This is a genomic window from Neisseria sp. CCUG12390, from assembly GCF_047837985.1.
GTDB lineage: Bacteria > Pseudomonadota > Gammaproteobacteria > Burkholderiales > Neisseriaceae > Neisseria.
The window spans coordinates 851008-866942 of the sequence record NZ_CP181244.1 but is presented as its reverse complement, the minus strand read 5'-3'; the positions used below and the strand labels follow the sequence as shown (position 1 = coordinate 866942).

Genomic DNA, 15935 nt, shown 5'->3' with positions numbered 1-15935 from the left:
AATGAAAAACAAACGCCCTACTTTCACTTACCCGTCAAAAATAAAAGGCTTCAGCCTGATTGAATTTTTGGTTGCCAGCGCATTAAGCCTGATTGTGCTGATGGCAATAACATCAACCTACTTTACCGCCCGTAATCTGAATAGTGCGGCTACATCGCGTCTAAGCGTACAGCAGGATTTGCGCAATGCTTCGGCATTGCTGGTGCGTGATGCACGTATGGCCGGCAGTTTTGGCTGTTTTAACATGACAAATTATACGGAATCATCAATCAAATCAAAATCAGATGACAACAGCACAGCCCCGTTTAATTTGGCAAGCAATTCTACAAGCAAAGGACTGATACCTCTTTCGGAAGGCACGGTAAGCTATCTTGGATTTACCCAGTCAGCTAGCCCTGCGTTGATATTCCAATATGGCATTGATGACAATAATCCAGACGCAGACCTTGCTGTTGCCAGCAGTTGTGACAACATTGCCAAATCCAACAAAATCAAAGATATTGATACTGCCAAAGACGCTTTAGAAATAACCAGCAACGATAAAGACAGCATGATTTCCGTCATGAAACATATTGTCGTGGCTTATGCCGTCGGAGAGCTTGGCGGTCAAAAAGGCCTATACCGCTTCCAGCTAGATGACAGCGGTAGCTGGGGAGAGCCCCAACTCCTGATAAAAGGTGTCGAATCTATGGAGCGGGAATATCTCTATGTAGATTCCTGCCCTGAAGATGTTGTAAACGCCGCTTCCTCAACAACAGTACAAGAAGAAACTTTTGTGCTCAGAGATTCTTTACGGCCCGATCCGATACAGAGTCAAGAAGCCTCTACACCTGCTTTAATACGCATTAAACTAAATAACGGAAATAAGGTAACGGCTTCTTCCGATAATGAAATTCAAATTTACAATATTGACGCAACCGTACGGGGAGGTAATGTATGCGCCGATCGACTACTCTGACAGCCTATAGCCTGAAATCTGCCCAACACGGTTATTCATTATTCATCGTATTGATGATTATGATCGTTGTCGCCCTATTAGTGGTAACGGCAGTTCAATCCTACAACACTGAACAACGCATCAGTACCAATGATGCTGACCGTAAATTGGCAACCAGCTTGGCTGAAGTCGCTTTACGTGAGGGCGAGAATCAAATCATTGACTTTGGAGACAACCCACCTGCTTTTACTTCAGACTGTAAAGAAGGACGTTGCTCAACAACCAGTAAAATCTGGGAACATAAATGTGGAACAGATTTGTGTATTGACAAAAATGGCCGAAAAATTGATCAGGCAAATAAAAAGAATACAATTACTGTCGACGGCGTGGGAATCATAAGCCCTAGATATGTTATTGAATCGATCGGATCCGATCAAGACAGTAAAATCTACCGCGTTACCGCCAAAGCATGGGGGAAAAACCAAAATACGGTCGTTATGCTCCAATCTTACGTATCAGATGAATAATATGAAAAACAATCAAGGATTTACTTTAGTCGAACTGATGATTGCCGTTGCCATTATCGGTATTTTGGCAACCATCGCCCTGCCTTCTTATCAGAGATACATAGAGCGAGGGTACTTATCACAAGCCCATACGGAATTAATCAATCTCAATAATCAGATTAAAACCAAACTGGTTAAAAAGCCTTCAATGGATTTGGATGCTGAATTGAATAAACTAAATTCAGATTTAGATAACCCACCTTCAAATCCAGAGTATAGTGTCGATAAAGCCGTTGCTGACCGGTATAAATTTAATGCCGAATTAGAAAACAAAGACTCAGGCCGCCGCTACCGTATTTCCGCCACACCTACACAAGATGGTTATACCTTGGCCATGTGGATTGACAGCTTAGGTAATGCTTATAAATGTACTGATAAGAATTCGGCAAAAAGCTTTATGACCGATTCCAGCAAGTGCGAACCTATTTCGAATAAAAAGAAATAACCATTTAAAAGGCCGTCTGAAAACATAGTTTCAGACGGCCTCAAATCTTTGTAAAACCCGAAAGCATCCAAGAATCTCCAATTCGTCATTCCCGTGCGGGCGGGAATCCAGAACTTTAACTTACTGTCATTCCAAAATATTCCTGAAGTCATCAGGTCTGGATTCCCGCCTGCGCGGGAATGACGGGTTAGAGATTTTCAGGTTTAACCTGAGTTTTGCAAAGGCCTCTGCCTTTTGTAAACCATTAAGGTATCTATGCTCTCAAAGCGGCCACTACTTTAGCCACAACATCCGTCACCGCCACGCTTTGCGATTCGGCATCACGGCGTTGGGTATATTCGACATTTCCTTCTTTCAAGCCGCGGTCGCCGATGACGATACGGTGCGGAATGCCCAACAATTCGGAATCGTTCAACAACACGCCTGCGCGCTCATCGCGGTCATCCAACAAGACATCCACACCCTGCGCCAGCAACTCGGCATAAATGCGGTCGGCCGTTTCGCGCACGGCTTCGGATTTTTTATAGTTCATCGGCACGATGACCGCTTCAAAAGGTGCCATTGCCAGTGTCCAAATAATGCCGCGTTCGTCATGGTTTTGCTCAATGGCCGCCGCCACTACACGCGTCACGCCGATGCCGTAGCAGCCCATTTCCATGATTTGCGACTTGCCGTTGCTGTCCAAAAAAGATGCGTTTAAGGCTTGAGAATATTTATCGCGTAATTGGAACACATGCCCTACTTCGATACCGCGCGCCAGTTTCAGACGGCCTTTACCGTCCGGGCTGGCATCGCCTTCCACCACATTGCGCAAATCGACAAATTCAGGCTCCGCAGAATCGCGCCCGAAATTAAAGCCGGTATAGTGGTGGTCGTCTTCATTGGCACCAATGACCCAATCCGCGCCTTTTTCAATGGCAAAATCGGCGTAAATCTTGCCTTTGAAACCTACCGGTCCCAACGATCCTCCATTCGCACCGAATTGCGCCAAAATCGTTTCGGGTGCAGCCATGCTCAAAGGCGATTTCACACCGGCCAGTTTTTCCGCTTTGATGTCGTTGAATTCATGATCGCCGCGTAACAGCAGCAGCACAATCTCGCCCTCTTCCTCGCCTTCTACCACAATCGATTTCAGCGTTTGCTCAACCGGAATATTCAAAAACTCGACCAACGCCGCAATCGTTTTCACCTCCGGCGTATGAACTTTATTCAATCGGGCTTGCGCCGTCGCACGCTCACCGCTCAAAGGCAGCGTCGGTGCCAATTCGATATTGGCCGCATAATCAGAGGCATCGCTATACGCAATCACATCTTCGCCGCTCTCGGCCAACACCTGAAACTCATGCGATCCGGTGCCGCCGATACTGCCCGTATCCGCCGCCACCGGACGGAAATCCAGGCCCAAACGGTTGAACACGCGGCAATACGCATCGTACATATCCTGATAAGTCGCCTGCAAAGATTCAAAATCGGCATGGAACGAATAAGCATCTTTCATCACAAATTCACGCGCACGCATCACGCCGAAACGCGGACGGATTTCGTCGCGGAATTTGGTTTGGATATGGTAGAAATTCTTCGGCAGCTGCTTATAGCTGCTGATTTCTTTGCGCGCAATATCCGTAATCACTTCTTCGCAAGTCGGCCCCATGCAGAAATCGGCATCTTTACGGTCTTTCAAGCGCAGCAATTCCTTACCGTAAAATTCCCAACGCCCCGACTCCTGCCACAATTCGGCCGGCTGAACGACAGGCATCAGCAATTCCACGCTGCCCGCACGGTTCATTTCTTCGCGCACCACGTTTTCAACCTTGCGCAACACGCGCAGACCCATCGGCATCCAAGTGTATAAACCCGAAGCCACTGCTTTAATCAGGCCTGCACGCAGCATTAATTGATGGCTGGCAAGCGATGCTTCGGCAGGAGCTTCTTTTAATGTAGAGATAAAAAATTGACTGGCTTTCATGATGTCTGGTTCGGATGTTCAAAATAAGCGTTTATTGTAACGCGATTGGCAAAATTTTAATAATTTTTCAGGTGTCAACGGAAATTTGTACACATCATTGCAGCACTTTGTTTTACTTGGAAATTTTATTTTCAGACGGCCTTTCATTTGCTTAAATACATAACTTATTGATTTTATTATATTTAATTTGATTAATTTTTAAGCAACTTAACAGCATGATTGTCGCTAAAACGTTTTTTGAATTTATTCAAAGTTTACCCACAAGGTTATCCACAGAGTTTGTGCATAGATTTTCACCTTCCTGCAATATAACCGCTTATCATAATTCATCAGTCTGATACATTATCCATACCGTGACTTTTTCCAATCAAAGGGAAAGGAAACAAACTTCATATAAGCAGGCTTATAAATGGAGGCCGTCTGAAAAAAGTCTGCTTTCAGACGGCCTGGTACGATGGCTTAAGCATCACAATAATAAAGCGGCATATCTTTGCAGATACGCCGCCGAGCAGATTAAGAGAACTGCTTTATCAGGTAGTGGTTTGTGTTTTAGTCCTCTTGCGCCCCGGTTTGCAGGTAGTTTGCCAAACCGATTTTGGCAATCAGTTCCTGCTGGGTTTCGAGCCAGTCGATTTGTTCTTCGTTGGTATCTTTTTGCTTTTCCAACAAAGCCCGGCTGACGTAATCCTGTTTTTCTTCGCACAACGCAATGGCAGCGACCAGAGCTTCGTGTTTTTCGTTTTCTTTGGTCAAATCGCAGGCGATGATTTCTTCGACGGTTTCGCCAATCAGCAATTTGCCCAATTCCTGCAGGTTCGGCAAGCCTTCCAAAAACAGGATACGCTCAATCAAATCATCGGCTGCCTTCATTTCGATGATGGATTGTTTGTAGAAATGTTTGCCCAACTCTTCAAAGCCCCAGTTTTTCAAAATACGGGCGTGTAAAAAGTATTGGTTGATGGTAACCAAAAGCAAGCCTAAGTTTTTATTCAGCTCGCGGATAACCAAACGGTCGCCTTTCATCGATAGTCTCCCCGCCTACTTACAGCTGGCTTTGGTAATAATTGCCTTCGCCGATCAATTCAATCAGGCGCAATTGTTGTTCCAGCCAGTGCGCGTGATCTTCCTCGGTGTCTTTCAATTGCTGGATCATCAAATCGCGGGTCACGTAATCCTGGACTTCTTCACACAGCTTGATGCCTTTTTTCAACGCGTCACGCACTTCGTATTCGGTGTTCAAGTCCGCCTGCAGGCAGCTTTTCACATCGGTACCGATGTTCATGTCGGCGCGAACCATTTGAGGCGTGCCGCCCAGCATCAGAATACGGCGGATGAAGTCTTCCGCGTGCTGGGTTTCTTCTTCCATTTCGTGATTCAGACGCTCGAACAGTTTGGTGTAGCCCCATTCAGAATACAGACGCGAATGAATAAAATACTGATCGCGTGCGGCCAATTCACCGGCCAATAATTCATTCATATAGTCGATGACTGCTTGATTGCCTTGCATGGTATTTCCTCTTATTTGAAATGCCCTTTCGGGCAGATGGTAGTTTCCGAATGAAGCGTATTGTAGTGGAGATTCCCATCCGATACAAATTTTCCATTTAAAATACAAACAATTATCAAAAATATCTCAAACCCAAAAGGCCGTCTGAAAAAAACAATTGGCTGATTTTTATTGCTTTTTGTTGCAATCGGTATCAAGAATCCATTGCAGAACGGCTAAATATTTACACAATTTAACTATAAACAAAAGCAAACAAAGCAACAAAATTCATCAATTTTAATTATGAATCATTTTCAACCGCTTTGTCGTCTTTACATGCAACGCCGCTTCGTCCAAGCGGTAAAAATATCCTTATCTGCCCGACGGCTTTAATTTTATCGTGCTATAATGCCAAGTTATCTCAAAAAACCCTACTAAGGCACGATTCAAGCCATGAAACAAATTCGCAATATTGCCATCATCGCACACGTCGACCACGGCAAAACCACATTAGTTGACCAATTGTTACGCCAATCCGGCACCTTCCGCGACAACCAGCAGGTTGACGAACGCGTGATGGACAGCGGCGACATCGAAAAAGAACGCGGCATTACCATCTTGGCCAAAAACACCGCCATCGAATACGAGGGCTACCACATCAACATCGTCGATACCCCCGGACACGCCGACTTCGGCGGCGAGGTGGAGCGCGTATTGGGCATGGTCGATTGCGTGGTATTGCTGGTTGATGCCCAAGAAGGCCCGATGCCGCAAACCCGTTTCGTGACCAAAAAAGCATTGGCTTTGGGTCTGAAACCGATTGTGGTCATCAATAAAATCGACAAACCGAGTGCGCGTCCGAGCTGGGTGATCGATCAGACATTCGAACTGTTCGACAACCTGGGCGCAACCGACGAACAGTTGGATTTCCCGATTATCTATGCTTCGGGGTTGAGCGGTTTTGCCCGTCTGAACGAAGACGACACCAATGACGACATGCGTCCGCTGTTCGACACCATTCTGAAGCACACGCCTGCTCCGAGTGGCAGCGCAGACGAAACGCTGCAACTGCAAATCTCCCAACTCGACTACGACAACTACACCGGACGCTTGGGCATCGGCCGTATTTTGAACGGCCGCATCAAACCCGGCCAAGTCGTTGCCGTGATGAATCACGAAGAGCAGGTTGCGCAAGGCCGCATCAACCAACTGCTGGGCTTCCGCGGTTTGGAGCGCATCCCGCTGGAAGAAGCCGAAGCCGGTGACATCGTGATTATTTCCGGCTTGGAAGACATCGGTATCGGCTTGACCATTACCGATAAAGACAACCCCAAAGGCCTGCCTATGCTCAGCGTTGACGAACCGACGCTGACGATGGACTTTATGGTCAACACTTCCCCGCTGGCCGGCACGGAAGGCAAATTCGTTACCTCGCGCCAAATCCGCGACCGCCTGCAAAAAGAATTGCTGACCAACGTAGCCTTGCGTGTTGAAGATACCGCCGATGCCGACGTGTTCCGCGTGTCCGGCCGTGGCGAATTACATTTGACCATTTTGCTGGAAAATATGCGCCGCGAAGGTTACGAATTGGCGGTAGCCAAGCCGCGCGTGGTTTACCGCGAGATTGATGGTCAAAAATGTGAACCTTACGAAAACCTGACTGTTGACGTACCTGACGACAACCAAGGTGCGGTGATGGAAGAGCTTGGCCGCCGTCGCGGCGAACTGACCAATATGGAAAGCGACGGTAACGGCCGTACCCGTTTGGAATACCACATTCCGGCACGCGGCTTGATTGGTTTCCAGGGCGAATTCATGACCCTGACGCGCGGTACCGGCCTGATGAGCCACGTTTTCGACGATTACGCGCCGGTCAAACCCGATATGCCGGGCCGTCACAACGGTGTATTGGTCTCCCAAGAGCAAGGCGAAGCCGTGGCTTATGCCTTGTGGAACTTGGAAGACCGCGGCCGCATGTTCGTTTCGCCTAACGATAAAATCTACGAAGGTATGATTATCGGCATCCACAGCCGCGAGAACGATTTGGTCGTCAATCCGCTGAAAGGCAAAAAACTGACCAACATCCGCGCCAGCGGCACCGATGAAGCCGTGCGTCTGACGACACCGATTAAGCTGACTCTGGAAAGCGCGGTCGAATTTATCGATGACGACGAATTGGTCGAAATCACGCCGCAATCCATCCGCCTGCGCAAACGCTATCTGAGCGAATTGGAACGCCGCCGCCATTTCAAAAAAGACTGATTCCGGTTCGTTCCTGACACAAAAGGCCGTCTGAAAAGTTATAATGCTTTTTTCAGACGGCCTTTTTTGACAAACCATGATTGAGCAGCATTCCGTTTTATCCTCCGACGTCGAACATTTGGCAACCAATGTCGAACAGAAAGCCCCGCGCAGCAACACCAGCAACGCACCCAAAGCCGCCATCCACCAAACCCTTTATTCTGCCGACAGCTTCGAGCAACACGATTATCTGGCTCAAGGTAAAAAACTGCCCGAAATCATACCGGCACAAGCCGGCCGGAAAAATTGGCTGCACTTTGTCGGCATCAACAACATCGAGCTGCTCAAACACGCGCTGGAACCTTACGGCATTCACGAACTCGTGATCGAAGACATCCTCAGCCGCAGACAAAGGCCGAAAATCGAAGATTACGGCCACTATATTTTCATCGCCGCCCAAGTTTACAATTACAGCCCTACCAAACTGCATTCCGACCAGATTTATTTGGTTATCGGTAAAGATTTCGTATTGTCGTTTCAGCAAAAACCGCTCGGCCTGTTCAGCCAGTTCCGTGAAATCATGGGCAACAATCCGCATCATGTTCTGGATAAAAATACCGCTTTTTTGGCCTACTGCCTGCTCGACCGCATTGTCGATGATTATTTCATCGTCTTGGAAGATTACGACAACCGCGTCGAGGCCATCGACAAAGCCCTGTTCAAAGACAAAAACGACGACACGCTCTTGAGCAGAATCCACCGCCTCAAACGCGATGCCGTGCGCCTCCGCCGTACCCTTCTGCCCATGCGCGACGTGTTTTACCAACTGGCCGTCCGTGGTGACTACGATATTTTTAAGGGCGAATCCACGGTTTACCTGCGCGATGTGTACGACCACAACCTGCAATTAATCGAAACGCTGGAAGCCTCGCGCGATATGGTTATCAGCATGATGGATGTGTATCTGTCGTTCCAATCCAACCGCATGAACCGCCAAATGCGCGTGTTGACCGTCATTACCATCATGTTTATGCCGCTGACCGTACTGACCGGCATTTACGGCATGAATTTCGACAATATGCCCGAACTGCATTGGCATTACGGCTATTACGCCGTGCTCGGGCTGATGGCAACGATTATCATCGGCCTGCTGGTTTTCTTCTTCCGAAGAAAATGGTTATAACTGAATTTATAAATTAAATTGAATTAAAAATCTTAATTGACTATAATCATTAATTCGATAACAAATAACGAGCCATCGCTATGGAACACACCCAACGCCAAGCCGCCCATGAATTAATCATGTCCGAACTGATGATGCCGGATACGGCCAACTTCAGCGGCAATGTCCACGGCGGCGACTTATTGCGCCTGCTCGACCAAGTGGCCTACTCATGCGCCAGCCGTTACAGCGGCTATTACTGCGTTACCCTATCCTGCGACCGCGTGCTGTTTAAAGAGCCGATTCACATCGGCGAACTGGTCACGTTTTACGCCAGCGTCAACTACACAGGCCGCACTTCAATGGAAATCGGCATCCGCGTCGAAGCGCAAGACATCCGCACCGGCAAAATCCGCCATACCAACAGCTGCTATTTCACGATGGTGGCCATGGAGAACGGCAAAACCGTACCGGTTCCGCAGTTGGAAATCAAAACCGAACTGCAACGCTGCCGCTGGGAAAAAGCCAAACAACGCAAAGAACTGAGCCTGCAAAGCAATAAAATTTCCTGCGACTGCGAAAGCTGAAGCCCTGTGCCATCATCATGCCGTACCATAGGTAGAGGCCGTCTGAAAACGAGTGTAGCGCGTTTCGCTAAAAGTTTTCAGAAGGCCTTTACCTTATATGACTTATACGATAAACGCTGTTGTTTGGAAAGAACTAAAACGCAGGGAAAACAATCACGCTGAGCAATGAAGTTTCCTGTGGCTTTGCGGTAAGCCGAACGTATCTCTTTTTAATAACATCACCGTTACCGCCAATAAAGCCGTCTGAAACCGATCCGCCTCATCTCAAAAAAAGGCCGTCTGAAAAATATAGCTATATTTTTCAGACGGCCTTTAAGAACACATTCTCAACCTACGCGGTAAAACGCCAGACTGCCCAACAGATTCGGGAAATATTTCACCTGTTTGCTGCCTGCCATGACCGCGCGTTCCTGCACACGGATTTTGTTTTTGGCACACAGCAAATCGAAATCTTTCAGCGTACACCAATGGATATTCGGCGTATTGTACCAATGGTAAGGCATACGCTCAGAAACGGGCATATGGCCGCCCAAAGCGATTTGGATGCGGTTGCGCCAATAACCGAAATTCGGAAAGCTGACAATCGCCTGCTTGGAAACACGCATCAGGCTGCGCAAAATCAATTCGGTATTCTGCATAGCCTGAATCGTCTGGCTCAATACAATCACGTCAAACGAGTGGTCGCCGAACGCTTCCAGCCCGCGCTCCAAATCGGCCTGAATCACGTTCACACCGCGCGCCATCGCCGCGATGACGCTGTCCGTATCGATTTCGATGCCGTAGCCGCTGCAGTTTTTATGCTCAACCAAAGCCGCCAGCAGTTCGCCGTCACCGCAACCCAAATCCAGAACGCGGCTGCCTTCGGGAATCCAATCGTAAATCAGCTGCAAATCATCGCGTAAATTCATGATTCCGACTCCTTGGCGACATTGTTCATGTAAGTTTCAACGGCGCGGATATAGGCCTCGTCTTCCATCAAAAAGGCATCGTGGCCGTGGTTGGACTGCACTTCGATATACTGCACCGGTTTTCGTGCCGCGATTAACGCCTTGACCAATTCTTTCGACCGTTCCGGCGAAAAACGCCAGTCGGTACTGAAGCTCGCCACAAAAAACTTGGCCTGCACGTTTTGCAGGGCTTTGGTCAGGTTATTATTGTAGTCCGCCGCAGGGTCGAAATAATCCAAGGCTTTGGTCATCAACAGATAAGTATTGGCATCAAAGCGGCCGGCGAACTTGTCACCCTGATAGCGCAGATACGATTCCACCTCAAACTCCACGCCGTAGCCATATTGATAGCCGTCCGAATGCAGTTCCCTGCCGAATTTTTTGCCCAAACCGTCTTCGGCCAAATAAGTAATGTGCCCCATCATACGGGCAATGCGCAGGCCGCGCGTCGGAATCTTGGCTTCACGCGCATAATGGCCATCGTTGAAATCGGGGTCGGTCAGAATCGCTTGGCGCGCCACATCGTTGAACGCGATATTTTGAGTAGAAAGTTTCGGCGCGGAAGCAATCACCAAAGCATGGCGCACCCGATCGGGAAAATCAATCGTCCACTGCAAGGCCTGCATACCGCCCAAGCTGCCGCCGACAACGGCCGCCCATTGCGCAATACCCAGATAATCGGCCAGCATCGCCTGCGACTTCACCCAGTCTTTGACCGTTACCACCGGAAAATCCGCACCGTAATCGCGGCCGGTCAGCGGATTTTCCGACAAAGGCCCCGTCGTGCCGTGGCAGCCGCCCAGATTGTTCAAACCGACGACGAAAAACCGTTCCGTATCGATCGGTTTTCCCGGACCGACCATACTGTCCCACCAGCCCGGATATTTGTCTTCCGCCGTATGATAGCCGGCTACGTGATGATTGCCCGACAAAGCATGGCAAATCAGCACGGCATTGGTTTTCTCCACATTCAATTCGCCATAGGTTTCAATCATCAAATCAAAACGCGGCAATGTCTGGCCGTTGGCCAATGCCAAAGGAGTCTCGAACGCGATTTTTTGAGGTGTTACAATCCCCACCGAACCATTTTTATTCATGTCCATCTCAACGGAACGACAAAAAAATGTATTATAACGGCTTGCCGGCATTTTGGCATACCGGCATATCAATCCGTCTGCCGCCGTCTGTTTTCAGACGGCCTCTCCCCAACTGCAAAGAATACGTTCACCATGATAGGCCGCCTGCTCCGAATCTTTTTTGTTTTCGCCCTCATCGCCTTGATTGTCAACCGCCTGTTCAGCCGCAAACAGAAACGCGCGTTGCGCGAAGTCATACAGATCAGCGCATGGGTATTGGCCGGCGCATCGGCCGCCACCCTGATTTGGTATTTGATGACGCTTTGATTCCGAGCCTGTGCACTCTTTGCTTACCATCCGAGAGGCCGTCTGAAAAGCCTTTTCCCAAGACAAATCCGCTAAAAAATGCTATGCTTCGTGCTTTAAATCTTTCGAACTGATTGCTTGAAGCAATGAAAAAATTTCTTATCCCGACCGCTGCAGTGGTGGTTGCCGCAGCACTCGGCGCACCTTATTACTTGGGCATCCAAGCAGAAAAAAGCCTGACTTCCCAGCAAAAATTACTGCAGGAATCGGGCTTTCTGACCGTCGAGTCGCACGAATACGCACGCGGCTGGTTTACCTCGACCGAAACCACCGTCATCCGCCTGAAGCCGACCCTGCTGCAAAACACGCAAAAATACCTGCCCGACAATCTGAAAACCGTTTTAAAAGAGCCGATTACCGTCGTCAACCATATTACCCACGGCCCTTTTGCCGGCGGCTTCGGCACGCGCGCGCAGGTTGAAACCGAGTTCAAATACCGGCCGGAAACCGCCAAAGTCTTGGCACGTTTCTTCGGCGACAAAACACCCGTCAGCATGACCAACACCGTTTATTTCAGCGGCAACGGCGTGATGAAACTCAGTATTCCGGAATTCGATTACGAAGAATTGTCCGGCATCAAGCTGACTTGGAAAGGCTTGAGCGGCCAAACCGATTATCAGGACGGCTTTAGCGGCTACGCCCACGATTACACCGCACCTTCGCTGCAAGTCAAATTGGCGGACAAAGGCGACATTTCTTTGGAAAACCTGCGCCTCCAATCCGAAACTTCAGACGGCCTCAACAAACTTTCCTTGGGCAAAAGCAGCATCACGCTGGATAAATTCCTGCTGCAATGGAAAGAAGGCATTAATTACAATGTCAAACTAAACGAATTGGTCAACCTGGTCACCAACCTGCAAATCGGCGCATTCATCAATCCGACCGGCACGATTGCACCGTCTAAAATCGAAGTGACCAAACTGAAATTCGATACCCAAACCGACGAAGTCGAAAAATTCATCAACAGCGAAGGCCGCTTCCAATTCGATACCCTTACCTACGGCAACGACCGTTACGGCCCGCTCGACATCAACATCGCCGCCGAGCATCTCGATGCGCAAGGCCTGCTCGCCCTCAAAGCGAAAATGGCCGAAATCGCCGATAAGGAAATGAGCGAAGAGCAGATTCAAAACGAATTGATTCAGACGGCCAAAACCGACGCTTCGGGTCTGTTTACCCAAAATCCCGTACTGAACGTCAAAACGTTTAAATTCACCATGCCGCAAGGCAAGGTTGATACTTCAGGTACTTTGGCATTCAAAGGCTTGACACAGAAGGATCTGGATAACCTGCCCGATATGCTGAAAAAAACCGAGGCCGACTTTAAGCTGCAAGTGCCGCAGAAACTGCTGGAGCAAATGGCCGTGAATCAGGCACGCAGCATTTTCAGCATCAATCCGGAAGATGAAGCCGCGGGTCGAGCCAGCATGGACGACATTAACGAAACCCTGCGCCTGATGGTGGACAGCACCGTCAAAAGCATGGCCGGCGACCAATACCTGACCCTGAAAGACGGCAATGTATCCACCCACATTACCTTGAAAAACAGTGAGTTGAAACTCAACGGAAAAATCTTGGAAACCGAACAGGAACCCGAATTCAGCGAAAGCGATATGCTGTCGGAAGAAAGCGCGGATGCCGCCGCTTCGGTAGCGAAATAAGCGTTTAAACTTCGCGGCTTAAAGTTGAATGCTGCAAAGGCCGTCTGAAAACAAAACATATTGTTTTCAGACGGCCTTTTTAATTTCATTTGCTTGGTTTGTCCGAGTTTTGATAAAACTCCGAGCCGGGATTATTACCAAACCCGAAAATATCCCCACCCCTAATCCGTCATGAGCTGCTCAGGAGAAATGTAACGGACTTGCACAATTAATAACGGGCATAGATTTTTTGGTTTAAGTAGCGTTGACAAAAGCTTCAGGCCGTCTGAAATATTCAGACGGCCTGTATCCCAATCCCAAAACCTTATTCAATCACCAGCGGCTCAAACGCTTTCACGGTCTCGTCCACCGCTTTGACCCGCACCAAAAAATCTTCCAATTTCGCCAACGGCAGCGCACTCGGGCCGTCGCAACGGGCTTGATCGGGATTTTCGTGCGATTCCAAAAACAAACCTGCCAAGCGCGTCGCCATGCCTGCCAAAGCCAAATCCAGCACCTGCGAGCGGCGGCCACCCGAAGCCGCTGCGCCGGATTCGCGCGTTTGCAGTGAATGGGTGACGTCAAAAATAATCGGCGTATCGGCGCAGGTTTTCTTCATCACGCCGAAGCCGAGCATATCGACCACCAGATTATCGTAGCCGAAATTGCTGCCGCGTTCGCACAAAATCAGTTGATCGTTGCCCGCTTCTTTGAATTTTTCGATGATGTTTTTCATCTGCGACGGGCTTAAGAATTGCGGTTTTTTAATGTTGATGACGTTGCCCGTTTTTGCCATCGCCACCACCAAATCGGTTTGGCGCGCCAAAAATGCGGGCAGCTGAATCACGTCGCACACTTCGGCCACCGGCGCACATTGGTAAGGCTCGTGCACATCGGTAATGACCGGAACATTGAATTCGCACTTCACTGCCTCGAAAATCTTCAGCCCCTCATCCAAACCCACACCACGGAACGAATGCACCGACGAGCGGTTGGCTTTGTCAAACGACGCTTTGAACACATACGGAATGCCCAATTTGTCGGTTACTTTCACATAATGTTCGCAGGCTTTGAGCGTGGAATCCATGTCTTCCAGCACGTTGATGCCGCCGAACAGGGTAAACGGCAAATCGTTGCCGACTCGGATATTTTTGATTTGGACATTCATGGTCGAATCCTTTTTGAGGCCGTCTGAAAAATCAGGGCGGAATAAAAGCGGAGAAAATCGGTTTAAACGTTTAGGCCGTCTGAAAATAGCCAACCGTTTCAGACGGCCTGTTTCTTTTTACAGCACCGTATGCGGCGGCTCGTAAGAAATCACATCGCGGATTTTGTTGTTTTCGTCCACCAGTACCACTTTCGGCTCATGCGCGGCGATTTCAGGCTCGGAAAGCATGACATAGGACATGATAATCACAATATCGCCCTTCTGCACCAAGCGCGCCGCCGCGCCGTTGAGACACACCACGCCGCTGCCGCGCTCGCCTGCGATGGTATAGGTTTCCAAACGTTCGCCGTTGTTGTTGTTGACGATGGCGACTTTTTCGTTGACGCAGATTCCGGCCGCGTCGAGCAAATCCAAATCTACGGTAATACTGCCGACATAGTTCAAATCGGCTTCGGTAACGGTGGCACGGTGAATCTTGCCGCCGAGCATGGTGCGGAACATGGTTTGTTTTTCTTTCTCAATCAATTTGGGTTTACAGCATTTCAGACGGCCTCAAGCGTTAACTCAGGCCGTCTGAAAAATAAACTGCCATTATAACCCCATTTGCACCTTCATCCAGCGCAAATATCCGCGCCAACCGCCTGCCACAGCCTGCATGACGATTTGCGGGCAATCGTAGCTGTGGTTCGCCAAAATCAGTTTTTCCACCGCACGGTAATGGCAGCGCGAAGATTTAATCACCACACGGATTTCTTCATCGCAACACACCTCGCCCTGCCACACATAATGGCTGGCAACGGTTTCGTATTGCACGCAGGCGGCGAGCCGGTTTTCCAACAGTAGCAAACCGATTTTCTCGGCCTCCCCGCGCGTGGGCATGGTCGTTGTGATGATGACGGGTTTGAATTGGGGCATTTTCAGACGGCCTTTTTGTCAAAGATTGAAGTGGATGGGAGCACGAAATTTCGTCCATACGCCGTGCGTATTGAAACAGCCTTTTTTAGCCGCATCCACGGCGGCTATGTCTAATTTTTTATAGCCACTGCTTTTGATAATCTCAACCGATTCAACTTTCGATTCGGGGGAAACCAAGATACCCAGAACGACCGTTCCCCTCTGTCTTAATTTTATCGCGCTCGCAGGATAATGGAATTTCGCTCGACAACCTTCCTGTTTCCCTTTTTCCATTTCCGCGATTGCCTGATAATCCTCAGCACGGGGAACATTGTCTTGGGCATATACGGGCTGGGTTAAACCCAGCATTAAAGCCAACAGCAATCCTTGTTTCATCATTCTTCTCCTTTGTTTGACGGACATGATTATTTTGGTAGCGGATGGCATGATAAGT

The 15935-nt window shown here is 48.9% G+C and carries 17 protein-coding genes; 8 read left to right on the top strand and 9 right to left on the bottom strand.

Going from position 1 to position 15935, the window contains the following annotated elements:
• The first annotated feature begins 1 nt into the window (after position 1).
• The 3 genes from ACM67E_RS04020 to ACM67E_RS04010 are packed head-to-tail and all read left to right on the top strand — an operon-like array spanning position 2 to position 1948.
• Positions 2–958, top strand: a complete 957-nt coding sequence (locus ACM67E_RS04020; protein ID WP_416192325.1) for a PilW family protein — start codon at positions 2–4, stop codon at positions 956–958.
• Positions 937–1464 carry a PilX N-terminal domain-containing pilus assembly protein gene (locus tag ACM67E_RS04015; RefSeq protein ID WP_416192324.1) on the top strand — a complete coding sequence of 176 codons (528 nt, stop codon included), beginning with the start codon at positions 937–939 and terminating at the stop codon, positions 1462–1464. Before ACM67E_RS04020 ends, ACM67E_RS04015 begins: the two co-directional genes overlap by 22 nt.
• 1 nt (position 1465) lies before the next feature.
• Positions 1466–1948: a type IV pilin protein gene (locus tag ACM67E_RS04010; protein WP_416192323.1), complete on the top strand. Its 483-nt coding sequence runs from the start codon at positions 1466–1468 to the stop codon at positions 1946–1948.
• Between the two features lie 253 nt (positions 1949–2201).
• Here the strand turns inward: ACM67E_RS04010 and ACM67E_RS04005 are convergent, their stop codons facing one another.
• The 3 genes from ACM67E_RS04005 to bfr (ACM67E_RS03995) form a co-directional block, all read right to left on the bottom strand.
• The gene (locus ACM67E_RS04005; protein ID WP_416192322.1) at positions 2202–3914 is read right to left on the bottom strand and encodes a proline--tRNA ligase; all 1713 of its coding nucleotides are present in this window, start codon (positions 3912–3914) and stop codon (positions 2202–2204) included.
• Positions 3915–4463: 549 nt separating this feature from the next.
• Positions 4464–4937, bottom strand: a complete 474-nt coding sequence (gene bfr / locus ACM67E_RS04000; protein WP_416192321.1) for a bacterioferritin — start codon at positions 4935–4937, stop codon at positions 4464–4466.
• Between the two features lie 19 nt (positions 4938–4956).
• The gene (gene bfr / locus ACM67E_RS03995; protein WP_416192320.1) at positions 4957–5421 is read right to left on the bottom strand and encodes a bacterioferritin; all 465 of its coding nucleotides are present in this window, start codon (positions 5419–5421) and stop codon (positions 4957–4959) included.
• Positions 5422–5853: 432 nt separating this feature from the next.
• Between bfr (ACM67E_RS03995) and typA the strand changes: the two genes are divergently transcribed.
• The 3 genes from typA to ACM67E_RS03980 all read left to right on the top strand — a co-directional run bounded on the left by typA (position 5854) and on the right by ACM67E_RS03980 (position 9390).
• Positions 5854–7662 (top strand): translational GTPase TypA, encoded by a 1809-nt coding sequence (gene typA, locus ACM67E_RS03990; RefSeq protein ID WP_416192319.1) that lies wholly within the window; start codon positions 5854–5856, stop codon positions 7660–7662.
• A 76-nt stretch (positions 7663–7738) separates the two neighbouring features.
• Complete coding sequence (gene corA / locus ACM67E_RS03985) at positions 7739–8824, top strand: magnesium/cobalt transporter CorA (protein WP_416192318.1); 1086 nt, start codon at positions 7739–7741, stop codon at positions 8822–8824.
• Positions 8825–8904: 80 nt separating this feature from the next.
• The gene (locus tag ACM67E_RS03980) at positions 8905–9390 is read left to right on the top strand and encodes an acyl-CoA thioesterase (protein ID WP_416192317.1); all 486 of its coding nucleotides are present in this window, start codon (positions 8905–8907) and stop codon (positions 9388–9390) included.
• A 326-nt stretch (positions 9391–9716) separates the two neighbouring features.
• Here ACM67E_RS03980 and metW read toward each other — a convergent pair whose 3' ends face one another.
• Positions 9717–10298, bottom strand: a complete 582-nt coding sequence (gene metW / locus ACM67E_RS03975; RefSeq protein WP_416192316.1) for a methionine biosynthesis protein MetW — start codon at positions 10296–10298, stop codon at positions 9717–9719.
• Complete coding sequence (metX, locus tag ACM67E_RS03970; protein ID WP_416192315.1) at positions 10295–11434, bottom strand: homoserine O-succinyltransferase MetX; 1140 nt, start codon at positions 11432–11434, stop codon at positions 10295–10297. Before metX ends, metW begins: the two co-directional genes overlap by 4 nt.
• 132 nt (positions 11435–11566) lie before the next feature.
• Between metX and ACM67E_RS03965 the strand changes: the two genes are divergently transcribed.
• The gene (locus tag ACM67E_RS03965; protein ID WP_416192314.1) at positions 11567–11740 is read left to right on the top strand and encodes a protein MIGRI; all 174 of its coding nucleotides are present in this window, start codon (positions 11567–11569) and stop codon (positions 11738–11740) included.
• Between the two features lie 125 nt (positions 11741–11865).
• Complete coding sequence (locus ACM67E_RS03960) at positions 11866–13440, top strand: YdgA family protein (protein ID WP_416192313.1); 1575 nt, start codon at positions 11866–11868, stop codon at positions 13438–13440.
• A gap of 304 nt (positions 13441–13744) precedes the next feature.
• On the opposite strand, the gene kdsA is transcribed toward ACM67E_RS03960, so the two are convergent.
• From kdsA to ACM67E_RS03940, 4 genes are all read right to left on the bottom strand, one after another.
• Positions 13745–14587 carry a 3-deoxy-8-phosphooctulonate synthase gene (kdsA, locus tag ACM67E_RS03955; RefSeq protein WP_416192312.1) on the bottom strand — a complete coding sequence of 281 codons (843 nt, stop codon included), beginning with the start codon at positions 14585–14587 and terminating at the stop codon, positions 13745–13747.
• Positions 14588–14704: 117 nt separating this feature from the next.
• Entirely contained in the window at positions 14705–15088 is a 384-nt protein-coding gene (panD, locus tag ACM67E_RS03950; RefSeq protein ID WP_416192311.1) for an aspartate 1-decarboxylase, read from the bottom strand.
• A 90-nt stretch (positions 15089–15178) separates the two neighbouring features.
• Entirely contained in the window at positions 15179–15502 is a 324-nt protein-coding gene (gene cutA, locus ACM67E_RS03945; protein ID WP_416192310.1) for a divalent-cation tolerance protein CutA, read from the bottom strand.
• Positions 15503–15520: 18 nt separating this feature from the next.
• Complete coding sequence (locus ACM67E_RS03940) at positions 15521–15880, bottom strand: energy transducer TonB (RefSeq protein WP_416192309.1); 360 nt, start codon at positions 15878–15880, stop codon at positions 15521–15523.
• Between the last annotated feature and the right edge of the window lie 55 nt (positions 15881–15935).

What these genes read in the sequence shown, in the direction of transcription:
- ACM67E_RS04020 (WP_416192325.1), top strand. Translation starts at nt 2, where the DNA reads ATGAAAAACAAACGCCCTACTTTCACTTACCCGTCAAAAATAAAAGGC.
- panD (WP_416192311.1), bottom strand. Translation starts at nt 15,088, where the DNA reads ATGTTCCGCACCATGCTCGGCGGCAAGATTCACCGTGCCACCGTTACC.
- ACM67E_RS04010 (WP_416192323.1), top strand. Translation starts at nt 1,466, where the DNA reads ATGAAAAACAATCAAGGATTTACTTTAGTCGAACTGATGATTGCCGTT.
- kdsA (WP_416192312.1), bottom strand. Translation starts at nt 14,587, where the DNA reads ATGAATGTCCAAATCAAAAATATCCGAGTCGGCAACGATTTGCCGTTT.
- metW (WP_416192316.1), bottom strand. Translation starts at nt 10,298, where the DNA reads ATGAATTTACGCGATGATTTGCAGCTGATTTACGATTGGATTCCCGAA.
- ACM67E_RS04015 (WP_416192324.1), top strand. Translation starts at nt 937, where the DNA reads ATGCGCCGATCGACTACTCTGACAGCCTATAGCCTGAAATCTGCCCAA.
- typA (WP_416192319.1), top strand. Translation starts at nt 5,854, where the DNA reads ATGAAACAAATTCGCAATATTGCCATCATCGCACACGTCGACCACGGC.
- ACM67E_RS03965 (WP_416192314.1), top strand. Translation starts at nt 11,567, where the DNA reads ATGATAGGCCGCCTGCTCCGAATCTTTTTTGTTTTCGCCCTCATCGCC.
- bfr (WP_416192321.1), bottom strand. Translation starts at nt 4,937, where the DNA reads ATGAAAGGCGACCGTTTGGTTATCCGCGAGCTGAATAAAAACTTAGGC.
- ACM67E_RS04005 (WP_416192322.1), bottom strand. Translation starts at nt 3,914, where the DNA reads ATGAAAGCCAGTCAATTTTTTATCTCTACATTAAAAGAAGCTCCTGCC.
- corA (WP_416192318.1), top strand. Translation starts at nt 7,739, where the DNA reads ATGATTGAGCAGCATTCCGTTTTATCCTCCGACGTCGAACATTTGGCA.
- ACM67E_RS03960 (WP_416192313.1), top strand. Translation starts at nt 11,866, where the DNA reads ATGAAAAAATTTCTTATCCCGACCGCTGCAGTGGTGGTTGCCGCAGCA.
- ACM67E_RS03940 (WP_416192309.1), bottom strand. Translation starts at nt 15,880, where the DNA reads ATGATGAAACAAGGATTGCTGTTGGCTTTAATGCTGGGTTTAACCCAG.
- metX (WP_416192315.1), bottom strand. Translation starts at nt 11,434, where the DNA reads ATGAATAAAAATGGTTCGGTGGGGATTGTAACACCTCAAAAAATCGCG.
- cutA (WP_416192310.1), bottom strand. Translation starts at nt 15,502, where the DNA reads ATGCCCCAATTCAAACCCGTCATCATCACAACGACCATGCCCACGCGC.
- bfr (WP_416192320.1), bottom strand. Translation starts at nt 5,421, where the DNA reads ATGCAAGGCAATCAAGCAGTCATCGACTATATGAATGAATTATTGGCC.
- ACM67E_RS03980 (WP_416192317.1), top strand. Translation starts at nt 8,905, where the DNA reads ATGGAACACACCCAACGCCAAGCCGCCCATGAATTAATCATGTCCGAA.